This is a genomic window from Gardnerella vaginalis, assembly GCF_001546485.1.
Classification (GTDB): domain Bacteria; phylum Actinomycetota; class Actinomycetes; order Actinomycetales; family Bifidobacteriaceae; genus Bifidobacterium; species Bifidobacterium vaginale_D.
Genome location: NZ_KQ956833.1, coordinates 1 through 18,075, shown reverse-complemented (window position 1 = coordinate 18,075; position 18,075 = coordinate 1). Strand labels below are relative to the sequence as shown.

Sequence of the window (18,075 nt, the reverse complement as noted above, 5' to 3'; positions counted from 1 at the left end):
TGCTTCGACGCTCAAGCGCCTAAAGGAATAGCCCACATTCTATATGCTGTGAATCTTACTGCCATAAGGGTTATGAGCTTATTTTTTACACAGTTTTGTCCAGGTGGCGAATGTGCAGAAAACAGATTCGATTACCGCAAAACCCTTGTATTGCAAGGCCTAAGACATGATTTCTTACACACTTTTGGCCTATAACCCAAATAAAATATACAAAGCTACAGCACTACTTTGTACAATATCAAAACTATTAACGCACCTATGAAACTATGAACGTACCTATAAAAATTCTTTTAGTGTCGACGTAGGTAGTCGAATAGGTTGACTTGTTCAATAAAACGTTTGCGTTCGTTTTTAGCTAGAATTTCAAGAATAATCCCCGAAATAAAGAACAGTAAGCCGGCAATAATAAGCATGACCGCGCCAATAAGGGTTGGGAAATGTGTTACTAAATGCGTGCGCCAAAATTCAATAAATGGTGTTAAACATGCGCCAAGCCCACACAAAGTAATCAGTACGCCGAGAGTGCCGAAGAATGGCATTGGCTTATATTCTCTAATCATGCGGAAAATGGTGGAAAGCACTCGAATGCCGTCGCCAACGGTGTCAAGTTTGCTAACAGAACCTTCTGGACGGTCGCGATACTGAATTGGCATTTCATACAATTTCACGTTGTTGTTGAGTGAATGAATAGTCATTTCTGTTTCAACTTCAAAGCCGCGTGAAAGTACTGGGTATGTTTTTACAAAAGCGAAAGAAAATGCTCGGTATCCGGTCATAATATCGGTTACTTTTGCATGAAAGAGTGTGTTAATTGCTCCGCGAACTAAGCGGTTACCGAAATTGTGGAATGGTCGCTTATTCTCTTGGAAATACGTGGAACTTAGACGGTCGCCAATAACCATGTCGTAGCCTTCAATAACTTTGGCGACCATGTTTGGTGCTGCATCAGCAGGGTAGGTATCGTCGCCGTCCGCCATAATGTAAACGTCTGCGTCAATGTCTTGGAACATGGCGCGAATTACATTGCCTTTGCCTTGACGTGGTTCCTTGCGAACTATTGCGCCGGCTTCTGTAGCAATGCTGGCAGTGTTGTCGGTTGAATTATTGTCGTACACGTATACTGTGGCTTCCGGAAGAGCAGCTTTGAAATCTCGCACAACTTTTCCAATAGTAATTGCTTCGTTGTAGCAAGGCAGCAACACTGCGACGGAAGTCATAGTAATATCCCTTCATAATGGCGAATAGTGCGCATGGAGTGAGCAGTAATCTTCGCACACTCTGCGCGTATCACTGTTATCTTACCTATTGTTGTGGATTGTAGCGCAACAATCTGTGTGTGTTTATGTGGCAGTGTGTAGTGCTGTGCGTCATACTTGCGCATAGAGTCCGCAATACTGCGTGAGTATAGTCTGCAATACTGCGTGGCAAGTGTTGTGTAATCTTTTGCAAGCTATATGATGAATGCGAATATTAAGAACAGTTATGGTGGCACGCAATACATATAACACATGTAGCGTATGGGGGGTTTACAGTGTTCAATAATCAGTCAAATGTAGTTCGAGTAGTTGAGGAAACTGCGCAGCACAAGATGGGGATGCGTACTCGATTGATTGTAGCTGCTTTGCTCGGTTTTGTTATTACTGCAGCTCTTATGCTTCCTTCGGCTTCAACATTTGGTTCTTTTACTGCATTATGTTTGTACGTTGCTGCCAGTTGTGGAGTGTATGTTGCTTTGCCAACATTATCTTATGTAACATGCCGTCAGCGAGTGGTTGGCATGAGTGTAAGTTTCATTTTTGCATTATCGCTGATGTCTGTTGGTGATCCAGCTTCTCGCATTCACGCATTGTTGCCATCGTTTGTTCTTACAGGGTCGTTGCATTTTCGGGTTCTGCTCGTATTGTTTACGATATTTCGTTTTGTTTGCGTTGCAATAGCACTATTCCTTGCTTATTCAGTTGTGTTGCTGTGGGTGCAACGTATGAAGTCTGACGAATGCGTAGGTAATGATATTGCGACAATAAGTGTTACGCAATCTGATAGTGAAGTATCTTCCAGCACAACCTCTTCCGGCGCAACATCTTCCGGCGCAATAATAAGCAATCAGTATCATCGTTGTGTCGATTGTATTATGAGGGCATTGCGTTGGCTGTATAACGCTATTGCTCGTATTGAGTTTAAGTGTAACAGTGTGCTACTGCTCACCGCTGTGCTGTTTATATTGTGGATTCCTATGATGATAATCAATGGAACATTTTCGATTCCACTAGATACGATGGTTCAGCTCATTCAAGTGCGTGGTTTTCCAGCTTGGGACCCTATGATGATGGTTCCTTTGCCTGGTTATTGGATGACAGATCATAACCCATTTTTTGATTCACTTATATATGGTGCTTTTGATCAATTAGGTTTGTGGCTCGGCTGTGAAAAGCTGGGGTTTGTGCTTTTGATGGCATTGCAATCATTTGTTGGCGCATTGTCGCTGGTAGTAACAATAGCTTGGGTTGCTTGTCGCACAAAATTGCACAAGCGAATTATTGTTGCATCGTTTATGCTGTTTGCACTGCTACCTGCATGGTCTTCTTATATGACGATTATTATGAAGGACACTACGTGGGTGCCGTTCTTTACTCTGTGGTGCGTCATGTTCTTTGAATATGTGTATCGTGTAATGCATCGTATACATATTTCTTGGCGATGGCTTCTTGGTTTTGTGGTTATTGCTTTTCTTGCAGGACTTATGCGTAAAACGTCATTGTACATAACTATGCCTTGTTTACTTGTTGTTGCTGTGCTACTTAAGCAGCGTGTAAAAACTCTTATTGCTGCAATTATTCCTTTTGTAGTAGCGCTTATATGTATACCTATGTTTTTATTCCCTGTATTGCATATTGCGCAAGGTGGTAAGCAGGAAGTGCTGGGTACACCAATTCAGCAGGTAACAGCAGTGTTTATGAAGCATGAGCGTGAGCTTGCGAAGGAAGACATTGAGATTGCTCATCGCGTGTTTAACGTTCATCGTGCTAAAAAGCATTTTGACAAGCATTGTGTGGATGCTGCTAAGCAGAATATGTACCGTAATGCTAAAAGCGAGGATATTGCTGCGTTTGTACGTTTGTGGATTCGATTGTTCTTCCGCTATCCAGTTGATTATGTGAAAGCTGTGTCATTTATTCGCTACTTTTTTGTGATTGATGATACCTACTTTACGTATGGGACTATGAAGTGTGGTTGGGGTCCGAGTGGCGGATATGCCATTCTTCCTCAAGTGCAGGATTGCACGTTGTCGCCTTTCCGTAAACATATAACAGTTTCGTTTCATAAGCTTATGAATAAACTTCCTGTTGTGTCTTTCTTGGGCGCGGAAGGTTTGTATGTGCTGTGGATTCCTGTTTTTGCTATTGCGGGATGTATATTGCGCAAAAAATGGTGGAATTTGCTGTATCTTGCTCCAGTGGCGTTATCGTGGGCCAATCTTATGCTCGCGCCGATGCATTCTGTGCGATATTCTATCAATTTCTTATTCTGTGCTTTACTGTTGGTAGCAGTCCCATTTATTGAAGATACTTCTGTTGCGGATGCTTCTGTTGCGGATGCTGCCAATAGTGTCGAATGTTCAAAATAAACTAATAATAATTATTTTTGAACGCCTGGTGCATACTCTACCGATGCAACACAATGTATCGAGCTAGTAGCATGCACCTCAGCTAGTGCATGGAGACAGTGTTATGGAAGCATATTCAGCATTAACTCACAACGAATTTGCGGTAATATCAGCATTGCAACGTTTGCCAGGAAGCAATCAACGTACTCTAGCTGAGCATACGAAGCTTTCATTAGGCACAGTTAATAGTGCGTTGCGCGATGCTATTCAGCATGGGTTTGTTGTCAATGGTGAAGTTACAGCAAAAGGTCTTACAGCACTTGAACCGTATCGTGTGCACAATGCCGTTATTATGGCAGCAGGGCTTTCGTCACGTTTTTCTCCGATTTCTTACGAATTGCCAAAAGGTTTACTCACTGTGCGTGGCGAAGTGCTTATTGAGCGACAAATTCGTCAATTGCAAGAGGCAGGAATTAACGATATTAGCGTAGTAGTTGGCTACAAACAGGAACGATTCTTCTATTTGGAAGATGCGTTTCATGTGAAGATTGTGCCTAATAAGGAATATCTCGAGCGCAATAATAACAGTTCGATCATGGCAGTCGCTGATCGTTTAAGTAACACATATATTTGTTCTTCCGATAATTATTTCGATGAGAATCCTTTTGAATTGTATGTGTGGAAAGCGTACTATGCTGCGCAATACCAGCAGGGTAACACCAAAGAGTGGTGCATGAGTGTTGGTGCGCATGATCGTATTACTTCAGTAAGTATTGGCGGAAGTGATGCTTGGTACATGATTGGTCACGTGTATTTTGATAGTGAATTTTCGGCTAAATTTGTGCGGATTTTACGCGCGGAGTACGATTTACCGCAAACTGCTGACAAGCTGTGGGAAAATATTTTTATTGATCATGTAGATGAGCTTGATATGCGTATGCGTCGCTATGATCCGCCGATTATTCATGAGTTTGATTCGTTGGATGAGCTTCGCGAGTTTGATCCGCTGTTTTTAGAGAATGTTGATAGTGAGGTTTTTGATCGCATTGTTCGAGTACTTGGTTGCAAAAAATCAGACATTCATGATGTGTACCCTCTCAAAAATGGTTTAACGAATCTTTCTTGTCATTTTGCCGTTGCTGATCGTGAATATGTGTATCGACATCCTGGTGTTGGTACGAATGTGCTCATCAATAGGCAAGCAGAAGATGAAGCTTTGCGTGTGGCTCAAAAGCTTGGTTTAGATGGTACGTTTGTTGCGGATGATCCGCAGTGTGGTTGGAAGATTTCACATTTTTTGAAAGGCTGTCGTATTGCTGATTTTCATACGAAACACGATTTGCATGAAGGTATGCAGCTTATAAGAAAACTTCATAACAGTAACGCTACAGTAAATCGTAAGTTTGATTTTTATGAAGAATCTCAACGCTATATGAATGAGCTGCAAATTCGCAACGCAATACTCCCGGTGGGTATTGTAGCGTTAAGTTGTAAAATTGATATACTGCATCAACAAATGTTAGATTACAGTGCGTATCAGGAACCATGCTTATCGCATAACGACTTACTTGGCTCTAACGTATTAGTTGATTCGCAAGGTCGCTACCATCTTATTGATTGGGAATATGCTGGAATGTCTGATTATGCACAAGACGTAGCAACCATGTGTGTTTCGGATGCCCTTACTGAGCAAGAATTTGACGCAGCTTTAGTAGAGTATTTCGACCATACTCCTACAGACGATGAGCGCGCTCACTGTTTAGCATACGTGAGTTTTGCAGGCTGGTGCTGGTACTTGTGGGCACTACTCAAAGAAGCTGAAGGTGAACCGGTTGGCGATTGCCGATACTTGTACTACCGATATGCAAAACATTACGCCCAGCGTGCGCTTATGGCTTATGCAACTTCCCATCCTATACATATAAACGAATAAGTAATAGTCAGCGAATAATGAATAAAGAATAAGAAAAATAAGAAAAAGAGTTCAGAAGAAGAAAGCTTAGTGACATGAAGTATTCCTTATTAAGCGGATTATTCTGGGGTTTAGACACTGCGTTACTAGCATTACTGGTTGCAATAACAGTAAGCGGATGTGTACCAAATTCAGCATGCTATGTTGGTGTAGTCGGAGCATGCATACACGACGTGTTATGCGCAATAGTGCTATGCGTATATATGACTTTTCGTGGCAAATGGCGCAACATGCTAGCAGTGTATCGACAGCCACGACTGCTCATACCTATTGTGCTGAGTTCACTTCTTGGCGGACCAATTGGCATGACTGGCTACGTGCTTGCTGCCAACAATATTGGCGCTGGCTATGCTGCCGCAATATCAGCACTATATCCAGCATTCGGCGTGCTACTCTCATCAATCTTGTTGCGAGAGCGACTGAGTGCGTTACGTTACGGAGCGTTCGGCATAACGCTTATAGCGGTAGGTGTACTAGGGTACTGTTCTTGCGCAGAACCCTCAACCGCACACGCCACATCTTCAGGCAGTATATTATTAGGTCTTATTGCAGCGTTACTCAGTGTTATAGGTTGGGGCAGTGAAGCAGTTGCCTGTGCTTGGGCTACGCGAAAACACAGTGTTGATGATGAAGTAATGCTGCATATTCGCGAAACAGTTTCCGCACTATCCTACGCTATAGTAATCATGCCTTTATGCACCTTGCTACCAGTTTTCCGCGTGCGTATAGATTCAGTGTATTTGCTTGTGCTAGCGCTTGTTATCTCACTCTTAGGCACAGCATCGTACTTATGCTACTATCGCGGTATTGCAAAAGTTGGAGCAACTCGAGCAATGGCTGGAAATATTACCTATGCTGTGTGGAGCATGATTGCTGCAGCGTTACTTTCCCAAACAATTCCACCGCTTATTGCATGGGCTTGTTGTGTAGTAATCATTGTTGGTACTGTAGTTGTTTCTTCTGAACGTTGAACAACTTATGTACTACATATGTATGAAAAATATGAATTTTGTATAAGCGAAATTTATGTGCATAGTAGTCATTCGCACAACTTGCTTTGGGTAATATACGCGGAAAGTTTGCGGTAACAGCAAGAGAGAGTATGCTGTGTTATTACATCGTAACTTACGTTGTGATCACGAGGAGCAGAAGATATGATTTCACCACTGCGTTGGCTTATAAGCAGACTTCCAGCTTCAAAGCGTGCTGTTGCAGATCTTCGCATGCAAGTTACTGCCATGCAAAATCAGTTGGATCAATTACAGCAGTGCGCACATCAACAGTACGTAACGTTACAAGATAATCAACATGCGATGCTGCAATCATTACGCGATGAAATCCGCACTAATCGTGAACACTCGTCAATGATGTTCTGGGCGAATTATCAACAAGAAAATGAAGATGCATTAAGCGCGCGTAAACGATTCTTTCTCAATCTGCCAAAAGCTACTGGTTCCGTGCGACTCATACAGCGTGGTTGCGCAGCATTACTCAATGAATTTACGCAAATTGCAAACCAACATCATCTTCAATATTGGGCTGATTTTGGCACACTGCTTGGTTGCATACGACACCACGGTTTTATACCTTGGGATGATGATGTTGACTTAGGTATGATGCGACAAGACATTGATAAGCTGCTCGTCCTCTTGCGCGAAGACGCTACTTTACGTGCGCGCTACCGTGCGGTACTTGTATACGATCCGTACGTTTGTTGCCGTCAATTGAGATTCCGCTACAAGAACACTGAAAATCCTTGTTTCTTAGATATTTTCTTCTACGATTACGCGCCACAATACACTGCTGAGCAGCAAGAATCTTTCGTACAACTTCGCAATAATTTGCAGCAAACATTACAAGCTCAACCGTATTTCCAAGATTGGAAACAACGCGGTTATATAGAAAACGGCAATGAGTATACGCAAGATATTGAGCAAGTATTCCAACGCTACCAGCAACAAGCTGTGCAGCAAGGACTTATTGTCAACAAATCCGATGCCGCAAGCATGGTATACGGTCTCGATAATGTTGAAGCAGAAAACCTATACACGTTGCAATACCATGAAGTTTTTCCAACAAAAACAACAACATTTGAAAACTTTTCTGTAAATGTGCCGCAATATGCAGAAAAAATCTTGGAACGTGCTTATGGCAATATTTATCAACTGCCAGCCGACATTATTACGCACTTCCAACATATTGATCGTAAAATCCTACAAAACCAGCACATAATAGATACCATCGAACAAGATATTCAACAGTGAAGTTGACAGTTTGACGACGCGAGCTTAATTTTGTTGCTCGGTTTATTTTGTTGCGCTGCTTTATTTGGTTGCTCGGTTTATTCGTTACTTGTGTAACTATCGGCTATGAGTTTTGATTGGGGCGGTGGTAGTTGAGGGGATTGATGGGATTGAGTTTGGTGTGAGGTGTGCGGCTGCTGAATTGAACAGCCAGAATATGCTGTGTGCAACTTTGCAGCGCATTGCTTTGCTAACGAAGAGTGATTGCGTTACAGTGAAGTGGTAGATTGTAAGCACAGCATTAGCATCAAAGAAAGGGCCTCTTAGTCATGGTAGGTTTCTCGGTCGTAACATTAGCCATGTTCTTAACATCATTCATGATGATGGCTGTATTCCTTTACCTGCCAGGATTTTTACTATTACGCAGCACTCGTCAAACAAGAATGACGAGCTTATTCTTTGCTCCTGCTATGACGCTTGCTTGCTACGGAGTATACGAGATTATATTAAGCAGCATCAATATTCGTGGCTCCTGGCTTACCATCGTGCTACCAATTACGTTAGTGTGCATAGTGGCATACGCAACATCGCTCATCTTACATAACAATGTAATGAAAAAAACTGAAAAACAAACCGATACTCAACTTGATGCTGCAGATCAAGCAGTTATACTTGCGAATAAATCTGCTACTGATACTACACGTAACTTTCTTGATCGTGCAATGCGCTCGCCATGGTCAATCGCAGGATTATACGTAGTAATCAGCGCAGTAATTGTTCTTATTATTTTCCTCGTAGAAATTGGCGGATTATCTACATATTCGCAACTGTATGACAATGCTTGGCATATGAGTATTATTCGCAAATTCCTCACTACAGGCGACTATTCCACTCTTCACTCTGGCGATATTATTGCAACAGTTGGTTCAAAATTCTATCCAACAGGCTGGCACTCCTTAATGGCATTAACAGCTTCTGCCACTGGTGCCTCAATTCCGGTCGTCATTAACGCAGGTATTGTACTCATACTCACGGTAGTGTACCCGACTTCTATGTTTGTGCTCGCACGCATGCTTTTCCAAAAGCAACAACGTTTTGTAATGGCAATGTCGTTAACGCCACTGCTCTTTGCTATTTTCCCATGGCGGTTCTTAGTATTCGGATCACTTTATTCCAATCTTCTATCATTCGCCATTTTGCCGTTAGCGATTGCATTATGCATAAAATTGTTGCATCCAGTAAGCACGCTTCGTAGTCGTTTAGCAACATTTGCAATGCTACTGATAGCCCTAGTGGGTATAGCAGTTACGCAGCCTAATTCAGTATTCACCATGGGCGTACTAGTAGCCCCATACCTGTTCTATTGTGTTCCGCAATACGTTTCTCAAATTGTGAAAGATACTAAGAAGCGTACTCAGTATTCGTGTATGGTTATGGTGTTGCTGTTTGTAGCAATCGTTGCAGTATGGTTTGGCTTATATAAAGCATCATTTATGCAGCGTACCGTTACATGGCAGTGGCCAGCAATTGAGCGCAAAATTCAAGCAGGTATTGACGTGCTCTTCGTTGGCTTCCATAATGCTGAACCGCAAATTTGCTTAGGAATACTTGTGATTATCGGCATTATATATACGCTATTCCACCGTGAGTATCTGTGGATGAGCTGTGCTTACGGAATTATGTGCATTTTATACATGCTTGCTGCTGCTAGTGACGGTCGCGCAAAAGCAGTGCTCACTGGTTTCTGGTATCACGATTCGTATCGACTTGGAGCTTCAGCAGTATTCTTTGGTGCAGCATTGGCAGCACTTGGCATGTGCGTATGTTTCGACATTATATGCAATATGAGTAATATTGCGCTCGCTGACTATTCGCAAGTTCATAATCGTAAGTTACTCGTTGCAGTACTTTCATGCGTACTATTGCTCATAAATTACTTCCCATCTCACTATCTTTCTGGAAGCAACGGATCGGTAGTCACAGCATTTGGCGCTGTAGTACGTGACGTTCGTTTTTGGAATCGTCCCGGAAAACCAAAAAGCTACGATGCTCAAGAATCTGCTTTTGTGCAAAAAGTTCTTAAGATTGTTCCTCAAGGTTCTTTGGTACTGAATCAGCCGTATGACGGTAGTGTGTACGCTTGGGGTGTTGACGGCTTAAACGTGTATTACAAAGCGTGGGAGGGCAACTGGATGGGTGCTCCTACAGAAGATAATACGCTTATCGCTACGCGCCTTAACCGCATATATGAAGATCCGCAAGTTTGTGCTGCTGTCGCTCATACGAAAGCAAAATATCTACTGCTATTGAACCGCAGCGATTATCAAGTTGATGAGTCTAACCCAAACTATATGAAATCAATGTATGCAAGCTATGAGATTGCTCAGTGGAAAGGCATCGACAGAGTTCGTGACACAACACCAGGTTTCAAACCTATACTCACTGAGGGTACTATGCGACTGTATAAGATCACAGCTGATTGCAATCAATAAATTGCTCACCATGAATTGCTCACCATGTACATAATGAAGCAATAATGAAGCAAATAATGAAATAAGAGTATTATGCTGTAGCTTTCGCACTAAACTTGCGCACTACAGCGCTACTTAATTTGCATAATGGTGTAACAGCAATCTTATAAAGCACAAAGCTTATTGCCAATAACACAACATATGTGCCCACAATAAGTAGCGCATTACAAGCTATTTCATAAGGCATAGCATGATTTGCTAAAGGCGTGCGGAAAACCATGTTCCACAACAATGGTTTTATCAAAAAATTCTCATGAATTAAATACACGCCAAACGTAGCAGGAGATACTTTAGCTACTATGATGCCGAATTGAGAATAGGTAACTGTAGTTTTGCTAAAACGTTGCGCACAATACAAAAACCATATCGTTCCCACGATGACAGAAAGCACAGGGGAAGCACCAGGACCTGCAATAAAAAGATTGCCAGGATAATTCAGCACTTTCGTAAGAATAAATCCACGTTGCACAGCGTACGTGCCAATAACGCATAACGCATAGCACAGCAACGTTACCATACAAGCCGTTAATGCGTTGATATGAGGAAGATGATGTTCATATTTGCGAATAAACGCGCCAGTCATGTATATCGACAGCAGATAAGCTACATCAGTAAAGTATTGAATTTGAGGATTAGCAAACTTCCACAGCAGTGTTATGCCAACCACAATCGTAAGAAACATAACTGCTTGCCTCTGACTTAACGCATGAAAAACAATATTTACGTAAGGTGCGATGAGCATAAGAACGAAGAAAGCAGTAATAAACCAATAATTATTAAAAATAATTGGGAAGAGTGAGCTTACTATATTACGAGTAGAAAGATAACTACATAATTCTTGAGGTAGCAACCTGCGCAGAAAATGTGTCAATAGTGCGTAAACAGCTACTCCTAAAACCGAGTAGAAGAAAACTTGCGTCCACAATTTTACTAATCGTTGAGTCTGTTGAGGAAGCAGTCTTGAAATATCGTGCTTGCTTAAAAAGTATGCAGAAATAAGCACAAAAAGAGTGACTCCAACCTGTCCACTCATCATGAGCGACTCGTGTGCTGCAAAACGGAGCGAAATATGAGGAAGCGTAACGCTCTTATTGTCTGCAGCAAAAAAATGTGTAGCAACAATAAGTAGCATTGCAATAATACGAAGCCATTCAAAACGCCAATCACGCATTGGTGTAGTTGCAACTGTTTCTTGCTGGTTCATCATCATCCTCATAATTCTTAGTTCTGCGCGCAGAAAAGCATAGTTAAACAAATAGTATCTAACTGATAAAATATATATCTTGTGAAAAACATTGTAGATACGTTACGTGCGCGCTACCACTATTCGTGGGTAGTGCTGAAAGAGCTAGTAAAAACTGATTTCAAACTACGCTATCAAGGTTCTTTCTTAGGTGTTGCGTGGTCAGTTTTGCGCCCACTCATGCTGTTTTGCGTTATGTACGCAGTGTTTGCAAAGTTTTTGAGGATGTCTGATGGTACTCCAACATATCCAGTGGTGCTACTGCTTGGTATCAGTGCTTGGCAGTTTTTTGGTGAAGCAACATCAATCGGTTTGCGTGCAGTAGTAGACCGCGGTGACTTACTTCGTAAAATCCATTTTCCTAACTACATTGTGGTGGTTTCAGCAACCGTTGGAGCATTAATTAGTTTTGCTATTAACCTTGTAGTTGTTATTGTGTTTGCATTAGGTGCAGGCGTGCAATTTACGTGGTGGGTTCTCTTAGTTCCTTTGAATTGCATACAGTTGTACGCATTGGCATTAGGCGTAACGTTGCTACTGGCAACTATGTACGTGTATTTTCGCGACATTGCGCACCTTTGGGATGTTGCTCAACAAGTATTGTTCTACGCTATGCCAATTATTTACCCACTGAGCATGGTAATGTGTAATCGTTCTCTCGGCAAATGGGGCATGCTTATTGCAAAAATACAGTTACTGAATCCTATTGCACAATGCATTCAAGATTTACGACATAATCTTGTAGCGCCACTTACACAACCTACTGTCTGGAATTTATGTACTTCACCACTATCTGTAGCAGTGCCAATAGTGCTCACTATCGTGCTGTGTGTGCTTGGTGTTGTTGTGTTTCGTAAGTGCAATCGCAAGTTTGCTGAGGTGATGTAATGAGCGAAATTGAGTTAGCAAATACTGCCACAAAGCAACCTGCTCAAGTAGAAGATTCTCGTCCAGTTGTACTTTCTGTTGAGCATGTTGGTAAATATTTTAAACTACCAACCGAGCAGGCAAGCGGTTTGAAACAAGCGTTTATTAATTGGACTCGTGGTATTAAAGGTTACAAAGAACAGCATGTTCTGCGTGATATTAATTTTGAAGTACATCAAGGCGACTTTTTCGGTATCGTAGGACGAAACGGCAGTGGAAAATCAACCTTGCTGAAACTTATTTCTGGAATCTACGTGCCTGATTCCGGCAGTATACGCGTCAACGGGAAGCTAGTACCATTTATTGAGTTAGGCGTGGGTTTTAACCCAGAATTAACTGGTCGCGAAAACGTATTCCTTAACGGAGCGCTGCTAGGATTTACTCGCGCACAAATCGAAAACATGTATGACGATATTGTGCAATTTGCAGAACTTGAAGAATTTATGGATCAAAAACTGAAAAATTATTCTTCAGGCATGCAAGTACGCTTAGCATTTTCTGTAGCAATCCAAGCACAAGGAGATATTCTCGTGCTTGACGAAGTGCTCGCAGTAGGTGACGAAGCGTTCCAGCGAAAGTGTGACGCATACTTTGCAAAAGTGAAAAAAGATGCTCACAAAACTGTTATTCTTGTTACGCACGACATGAACGCTGTGAAACGCTACTGTAATAAAGCGGTACTTATTAAAGACGGCGAAGTGATAGTAAACGGAGACAAAGACGACGTTGCAAACCGTTATACGCTTGAAAATCTTTCCAACAAAAAGAATAACAAGAGTGCTGACGGATATCCTATCGGTTTAAACGAACGCGTACCGTTTATGCGCATTGTGCCAATGAGTAAGCAGTTGCTCAACTGTGATGAAACATTCCGTTTTGCTGTAGAATACGAGTTCAACGAGCCTGGAAAGTACTTTATAGCTGTGGCAATGCACGACATCAAGCGTGGTGGAATTGCGTACGACACTGGTGGAGACACCATTGAGTTAGAAGGTGAAGGTCGTCAGCGCGCTGAATTTGAAATGCCACTTACAATCCTCAATAATGGCGAATTTAAGCTTGTAGCTTCCTTACGTACGAGAAGTGCTACTGATCCTGATGATACTGACATGATTGCGTTCACAAACGACAACAATTCTTGCATGTTTGCTGTAAGAGATAGTCGAAACCGTGAATATGCGCTTTTAAACGACAATGCTATGACTATGCATTGCGTCAAACATTCGCAATGTTAATTGTGCAACATTCGCAATGTTAATAGGCTTGATAAGTTAATAAGAAGTTGATAAAAAGTTAAGAATACGAGCTTTATGCACAAACACCATAAAGCTACATAAAGGCATATTGATGATAACGTTTTTTAAGATTGATGCTGATGGTGAACAATATATAGCTTCAATAAGTGAACGCCAACGTAGGCTTATTACAGGAGCTATAAATTACCATTCGCTCATGCAGCCGGGGCGCACGTTACGCTACCAAGTTTACATGGGTGCGCGTTGGCAGTATCCGCGATTGGCTGATTTTTCAGTATTTAACGGAGTTTGTACAAAAGGTGCAGGTTTGCGGCCATGCGCAACCTTTAGCGCACAATCAACAGTACAAGCAAGTAGTGAGTATCCAACAGAATATTGGAATGAAGATATTGTTATTCCGGACGATGGCACGCGCTACTTAATGCTTACACCAGATGATGCTACTGATGACGACGTAATGTCTCACTGGGCAACTGATACATTGAAGCAGCGTATTTATAAAGAGTGTGAATTGCATGCGCCGTCAATGTTTGATATTGTGCGCGAAGCTATGCGAAAGCGTCGCGAAATTGCGTCACGTAAACGCACTACTGCTTACAATCCTTTCAACCAAAAACTGTTTGAAAATGTTGCCAACAAGCAAGAACAAGCCCAAGGTGTAGCAGCACCAGTACAACAAGCTGTGCCGGGCGAGCGTGTAGCAAATGCTCCGAAAGCTGTAATTATTGGTTTACACTGGTTACAAGCTGGCGGTGCTGAGCGTTGGGCTGTAGAAACTATCCGCATAGCTCAACAAGCTGGATTGTTGCCAATTATTATCACTGATCGCGATGGTCATCAACCGTGGATAGCAAAAGATTTTTGTGAGAATGCTCTCGTATTGCCTCTTACTCCACCAGTGCAAGAATGTTGGAAAGACGTGCCGTTGTTGCGCTCGCTATTTGAACAGTTTGATATTCGAGGTATTGCTATACATCACTGCCAGTGGTTGTATGATCATATTTGGTGGGTGAAACAGTATTTCCCGAACATGCATATTGTTGATTCGCTGCATATTGTTGAGTATGTGAATCGCGGAGGGTATCCGCATGAGGCTGTGACGCACGATCAATGGATTGATTTGCACCACGTTATTTCGCCGCAATTAGTACATTGGTTGCATGATGTGCATGAAATTGATGAGGCGAAAATCGTTGATGCTCCGCTTATTGGTTTAACAACGCATACACAATGCAATACGGTGGCTACACGATGTGATAACAAAGTGCTTACTGTAGCTTTTGTGGGGCGTATGGCTCGCCAAAAGCGGCCAGAAGCGTTCGTACTTGCAGCGCGAGCGCTTAACAAACGATACCCCGGTTGCTTCCACTTCATTTTGCACGGTGATGGCGAATTAGATACTTTTGTGACTGAACTTATTACACGGTACGGTTTGCAAAATGTTATTGAACGCCGTTCTATGAACGTACCTGCGCAACAAACATACGACGATGCTGATGTGTTGCTGATTAGCTCAGTCAATGAGGGCATAACATTAACTACTATTGAAGCGTTAGCAAATGGTGTGCCTGTGCTATCCACTGATGTTGGTTCGCAGCGCACTGTTATACCAAAGAGCGCGTTATTGCCGCGCATGACTTCGCAGTTTGTGCGAGCATCTGTAAAAGCGTTAGTAACATTACGTGAAAACGAAAATCTTCGCTCTCAACTTTGGGAAGAAGAAACTCGTCAACTTAATAATTTTGCGCAACTTGAATCAGCAGACGCATTATTTACTAGATTATTTAAAGAATGGAGCAAATGATGGTCGACGCGAACGAAACGCAACAACGCGACGTAGCCGGCAAGCAAGTGAACGTAACTGGTAGCCAAACGAACGTAGCAGCTGTAGTCGTCACCTTTAATCGCCTCGAAAAACTAAAAAAGGTACTGGCATCGCTACGCGCGCAAACGCGAATCCCAAATCAGCTGATTATTGTAAACAATGCTTCAACAGACGGCACAGATAAGTATCTAGAAGCATATGCGCATGATTTTGCCAATTCTTATGCGGATGGCAGTGTGAAACTTACTGTAGTAACTCTTCCAGAAAATGTTGGTGGTGCTGGCGGATTTAGTGCTGGCATGCGAAAAGGCTACGAACTGGGAGCCGACTTCGTATGGATTTTCGACGACGATGGCTATCCGCAGCCTCAAGCATTGGAAAAGCTGCTAGATGGATTTAATGCTGCTGTAGGTGAGCTTGGTCCAGATGTGCCATACGCTTGCTCAATGGTGAAGTTCATTGACGGATCAATTTGCGAAATGAACAATCCTGTACCAACATGGGATTGGGGAAGACTGATTGCTAAAGGATTTAGCAATCTCGTTATGGTTACAAGCTGTTCGTTTGTGTCAGTGCTTATTCCTCGTTGGGTTATGGAAAAGCATGGTTTGCCGTTTAAAGAATACTTTATTTGGTTCGACGACGCGGAATATACGTTGCGCATTACACGCGTATGCCCAGGTGTACAAGTGCTCGATAGTGTTATTGTGCACGATATGGGTGCTAATAAAGGCGTGAACTTTACGATGATAGACGAAAAAAATGCGTGGAAATTTGCGTACGGCGTGCGCAATCAAGCATCGTACCGACTGCATCACGAAGGTAAAGCAAAGTACTTACTGTTCTGCGCAAATGTGATTCGTCAGATGCGACGCGGGCATGTGGCGCGCAAATTACGTCGCAGTATGATCAGCCAAATGCTGAAAGCTATACGATTTAATCCAAAAGTAGATTTTCCGCAAAAATAATAAAACGCATGCGCTATGCGATGTGCGATGTGCATCATGCAATGTGCATCATGCAATGTGCAATGTGCGTCATGCGTCATGCAATGTGCAAATAGTGAAACATAATTTGTAACTGTAAAACGTAACTGTAAAACGTAACTGTAAAAGGTAACCGATAGGGGCAGAACATGAGCGACAACAAATCAACAAATTACCCGGATTTAGTAGTGGTTGGCGCCGGATTATTCGGCTTAACTGTAGCTCAGCAAGCGGCAGAACGCGCTGGCGCTCGCGTCGAAATTATTGACGTTCGTAATCACATTGGTGGCAATGCTTACTCGTATTTTGACGAGCGCACGGGAATTGAAATTCACAAGTACGGAGCGCATCTTTTCCACACAAGCAACAAGCGCGTATGGGATTATGTGAACCGTTTTACGTCGTTTACTCACTACGTACATCGCGTGTACGCAACGCACGACGGCGAAGTTTACCCGTTGCCAATCAACTTGGGTACGATGAACCAATTCTTCCATGCACACTACACGCCGGAAGAAGCGAAGGCTTTGATAGCAAGTCAAGCGGGGGAGTTGGCTGGCAAAGATCCGCAAAATTTGAACGATAAAGGCATTAGCTTAATTGGGCGTCCGCTTTACGAGGCGTTTATTAAAAACTACACGGCAAAGCAGTGGCAAACGGATCCTTCCGAGTTGCCTGCTGGAATTATTAAGCGTTTGCCTGTGCGATTTAACTACAATAATCGCTACTTTAAAGACACTTGGGAGGGCTTGCCAACGGACGGCTACACGGCTTGGATGCAGCGCATGATCGACGATCCGCGTATTCACGTTTCACTTGGCGTAGACTTCTTCGACGAGTCGCAGCCGTTTAACAAGCGCGCGTTGGCGGAGGCTGGAGTACCAGTGGTTTATACCGGTCCGGTTGATAGGTATTTTGACTACGCTCTTGGTGAGTTGAAGTGGCGTACCGTTGACTTTAAGGAAGTGCGTTACGAGGAGAGTGACCACTTTGGCTGCCCAGTAATGAACTATTCGGATGCTGACGTGCCGTTTACGCGCGCGATTGAGTTTAAGAACTTTAATCCGGAGCGAGAGGAAGTTTCTGCGGAGTCTAATGGCGAGGCTGATTTTGTGCCGGGCAAAAGCGTGAAAGCCGGGGAGACTGTTGTGTGGCAAGAGTATTCGCGCGCAGCCAGCCGTGACGACGAGCCTTACTATCCTGTGAATACTGAGGCAGATAAAGCATTGTACGCGCGCTATGCGGAGCTTGCTGCAGCAGAGCCTAACACTGTTTTCGGTGGCAGGCTTGGAACTTACAGCTATTACGACATGCACAACGTAATCGACATGGCTTTGCGCGCTTATGAATCGCAAGTAGTGCCTTTGCTTAAGTAATCTCAACTTTCACCGCCGCAAACATTTAACGTGGTTCTTGCTTTATGTGGCGCGAGTTTTGGGGGATTTCTTTCCTCGCATGCGCGACGACCTGCTTGAGCGCAGCATTGTG

The 18,075-nt window shown here is 42.9% G+C and carries 12 protein-coding genes; 10 read left to right on the top strand and 2 right to left on the bottom strand.

The genetic code is table 11. The features are described 5' to 3' along the window. Positions 1 to 290: 290 nt before the first annotated feature. Positions 291 to 1,217: a glycosyltransferase family 2 protein gene (locus HMPREF3208_RS01315; RefSeq protein WP_016636584.1), complete on the bottom strand. Its 927-nt coding sequence runs from the start codon at positions 1,215 to 1,217 to the stop codon at positions 291 to 293. A 314-nt stretch (positions 1,218 to 1,531) separates the two neighbouring features. Between HMPREF3208_RS01315 and HMPREF3208_RS01310 the strand changes: the two genes are divergently transcribed. From HMPREF3208_RS01310 to HMPREF3208_RS01290, 5 genes are all read left to right on the top strand, one after another. After that, a complete protein-coding gene (locus tag HMPREF3208_RS01310) occupies positions 1,532 to 3,625 on the top strand; it encodes a DUF6020 family protein (RefSeq protein ID WP_064346861.1) in 2,094 nt (697 codons plus the stop codon). A 103-nt stretch (positions 3,626 to 3,728) separates the two neighbouring features. Further along, positions 3,729 to 5,537, top strand: coding sequence for a phosphotransferase (locus tag HMPREF3208_RS01305; RefSeq protein ID WP_064346859.1), 1,809 nt, complete (start codon positions 3,729 to 3,731; stop codon positions 5,535 to 5,537). A 74-nt stretch (positions 5,538 to 5,611) separates the two neighbouring features. Then, the gene (locus HMPREF3208_RS01300) at positions 5,612 to 6,547 is read left to right on the top strand and encodes a DMT family transporter (RefSeq protein ID WP_032814976.1); all 936 of its coding nucleotides are present in this window, start codon (positions 5,612 to 5,614) and stop codon (positions 6,545 to 6,547) included. 183 nt (positions 6,548 to 6,730) lie between these two features. Next, positions 6,731 to 7,840, top strand: a complete 1,110-nt coding sequence (locus HMPREF3208_RS01295) for a LicD family protein (RefSeq protein WP_064346858.1) — start codon at positions 6,731 to 6,733, stop codon at positions 7,838 to 7,840. A 308-nt stretch (positions 7,841 to 8,148) separates the two neighbouring features. Continuing rightward, on the top strand, positions 8,149 to 10,311 hold the full coding sequence (locus tag HMPREF3208_RS01290; protein ID WP_064346857.1) for a DUF6541 family protein: 2,163 nt from the start codon (positions 8,149 to 8,151) through the stop codon (positions 10,309 to 10,311). A gap of 70 nt (positions 10,312 to 10,381) precedes the next feature. On the opposite strand, the gene HMPREF3208_RS01285 is transcribed toward HMPREF3208_RS01290, so the two are convergent. After that, positions 10,382 to 11,560, bottom strand: coding sequence for an acyltransferase family protein (locus HMPREF3208_RS01285; RefSeq protein WP_230953040.1), 1,179 nt, complete (start codon positions 11,558 to 11,560; stop codon positions 10,382 to 10,384). Between the two features lie 75 nt (positions 11,561 to 11,635). On the opposite strand from HMPREF3208_RS01285, the gene HMPREF3208_RS01280 reads away from it, so the two are divergent. From HMPREF3208_RS01280 to glf, 5 genes are all read left to right on the top strand, one after another. Beyond that, a complete protein-coding gene (locus HMPREF3208_RS01280) occupies positions 11,636 to 12,481 on the top strand; it encodes an ABC transporter permease (RefSeq protein ID WP_064346855.1) in 846 nt (281 codons plus the stop codon). Next, a complete protein-coding gene (locus HMPREF3208_RS01275; protein ID WP_064346854.1) occupies positions 12,481 to 13,755 on the top strand; it encodes an ABC transporter ATP-binding protein in 1,275 nt (424 codons plus the stop codon). Before HMPREF3208_RS01280 ends, HMPREF3208_RS01275 begins: the two co-directional genes overlap by 1 nt. A gap of 112 nt (positions 13,756 to 13,867) precedes the next feature. Beyond that, entirely contained in the window at positions 13,868 to 15,580 is a 1,713-nt protein-coding gene (locus HMPREF3208_RS01270; protein ID WP_064346852.1) for a glycosyltransferase, read from the top strand. Further along, positions 15,568 to 16,569, top strand: coding sequence for a glycosyltransferase family 2 protein (locus tag HMPREF3208_RS01265; RefSeq protein WP_081091148.1), 1,002 nt, complete (start codon positions 15,568 to 15,570; stop codon positions 16,567 to 16,569). Before HMPREF3208_RS01270 ends, HMPREF3208_RS01265 begins: the two co-directional genes overlap by 13 nt. Before the next feature lie 167 nt (positions 16,570 to 16,736). Then, the gene (gene glf, locus HMPREF3208_RS01260) at positions 16,737 to 17,963 is read left to right on the top strand and encodes a UDP-galactopyranose mutase (protein WP_064346850.1); all 1,227 of its coding nucleotides are present in this window, start codon (positions 16,737 to 16,739) and stop codon (positions 17,961 to 17,963) included. The last annotated feature ends 112 nt before the right edge of the window (positions 17,964 to 18,075 follow it).

Bases quoted from the DNA above. Each gene is read 5' to 3' on its own strand.
- HMPREF3208_RS01270 (WP_064346852.1), top strand. From the start codon at position 13,868: ATGATAACGTTTTTTAAGATTGATGCTGATGGTGAACAATATATAGCT.
- HMPREF3208_RS01275 (WP_064346854.1), top strand. From the start codon at position 12,481: ATGAGCGAAATTGAGTTAGCAAATACTGCCACAAAGCAACCTGCTCAA.
- HMPREF3208_RS01265 (WP_081091148.1), top strand. From the start codon at position 15,568: ATGGAGCAAATGATGGTCGACGCGAACGAAACGCAACAACGCGACGTA.
- HMPREF3208_RS01295 (WP_064346858.1), top strand. From the start codon at position 6,731: ATGATTTCACCACTGCGTTGGCTTATAAGCAGACTTCCAGCTTCAAAG.
- HMPREF3208_RS01290 (WP_064346857.1), top strand. From the start codon at position 8,149: ATGGTAGGTTTCTCGGTCGTAACATTAGCCATGTTCTTAACATCATTC.
- HMPREF3208_RS01305 (WP_064346859.1), top strand. From the start codon at position 3,729: ATGGAAGCATATTCAGCATTAACTCACAACGAATTTGCGGTAATATCA.
- glf (WP_064346850.1), top strand. From the start codon at position 16,737: ATGAGCGACAACAAATCAACAAATTACCCGGATTTAGTAGTGGTTGGC.
- HMPREF3208_RS01315 (WP_016636584.1), bottom strand. From the start codon at position 1,217: ATGACTTCCGTCGCAGTGTTGCTGCCTTGCTACAACGAAGCAATTACT.
- HMPREF3208_RS01285 (WP_230953040.1), bottom strand. From the start codon at position 11,560: ATGATGATGAACCAGCAAGAAACAGTTGCAACTACACCAATGCGTGAT.
- HMPREF3208_RS01300 (WP_032814976.1), top strand. From the start codon at position 5,612: ATGAAGTATTCCTTATTAAGCGGATTATTCTGGGGTTTAGACACTGCG.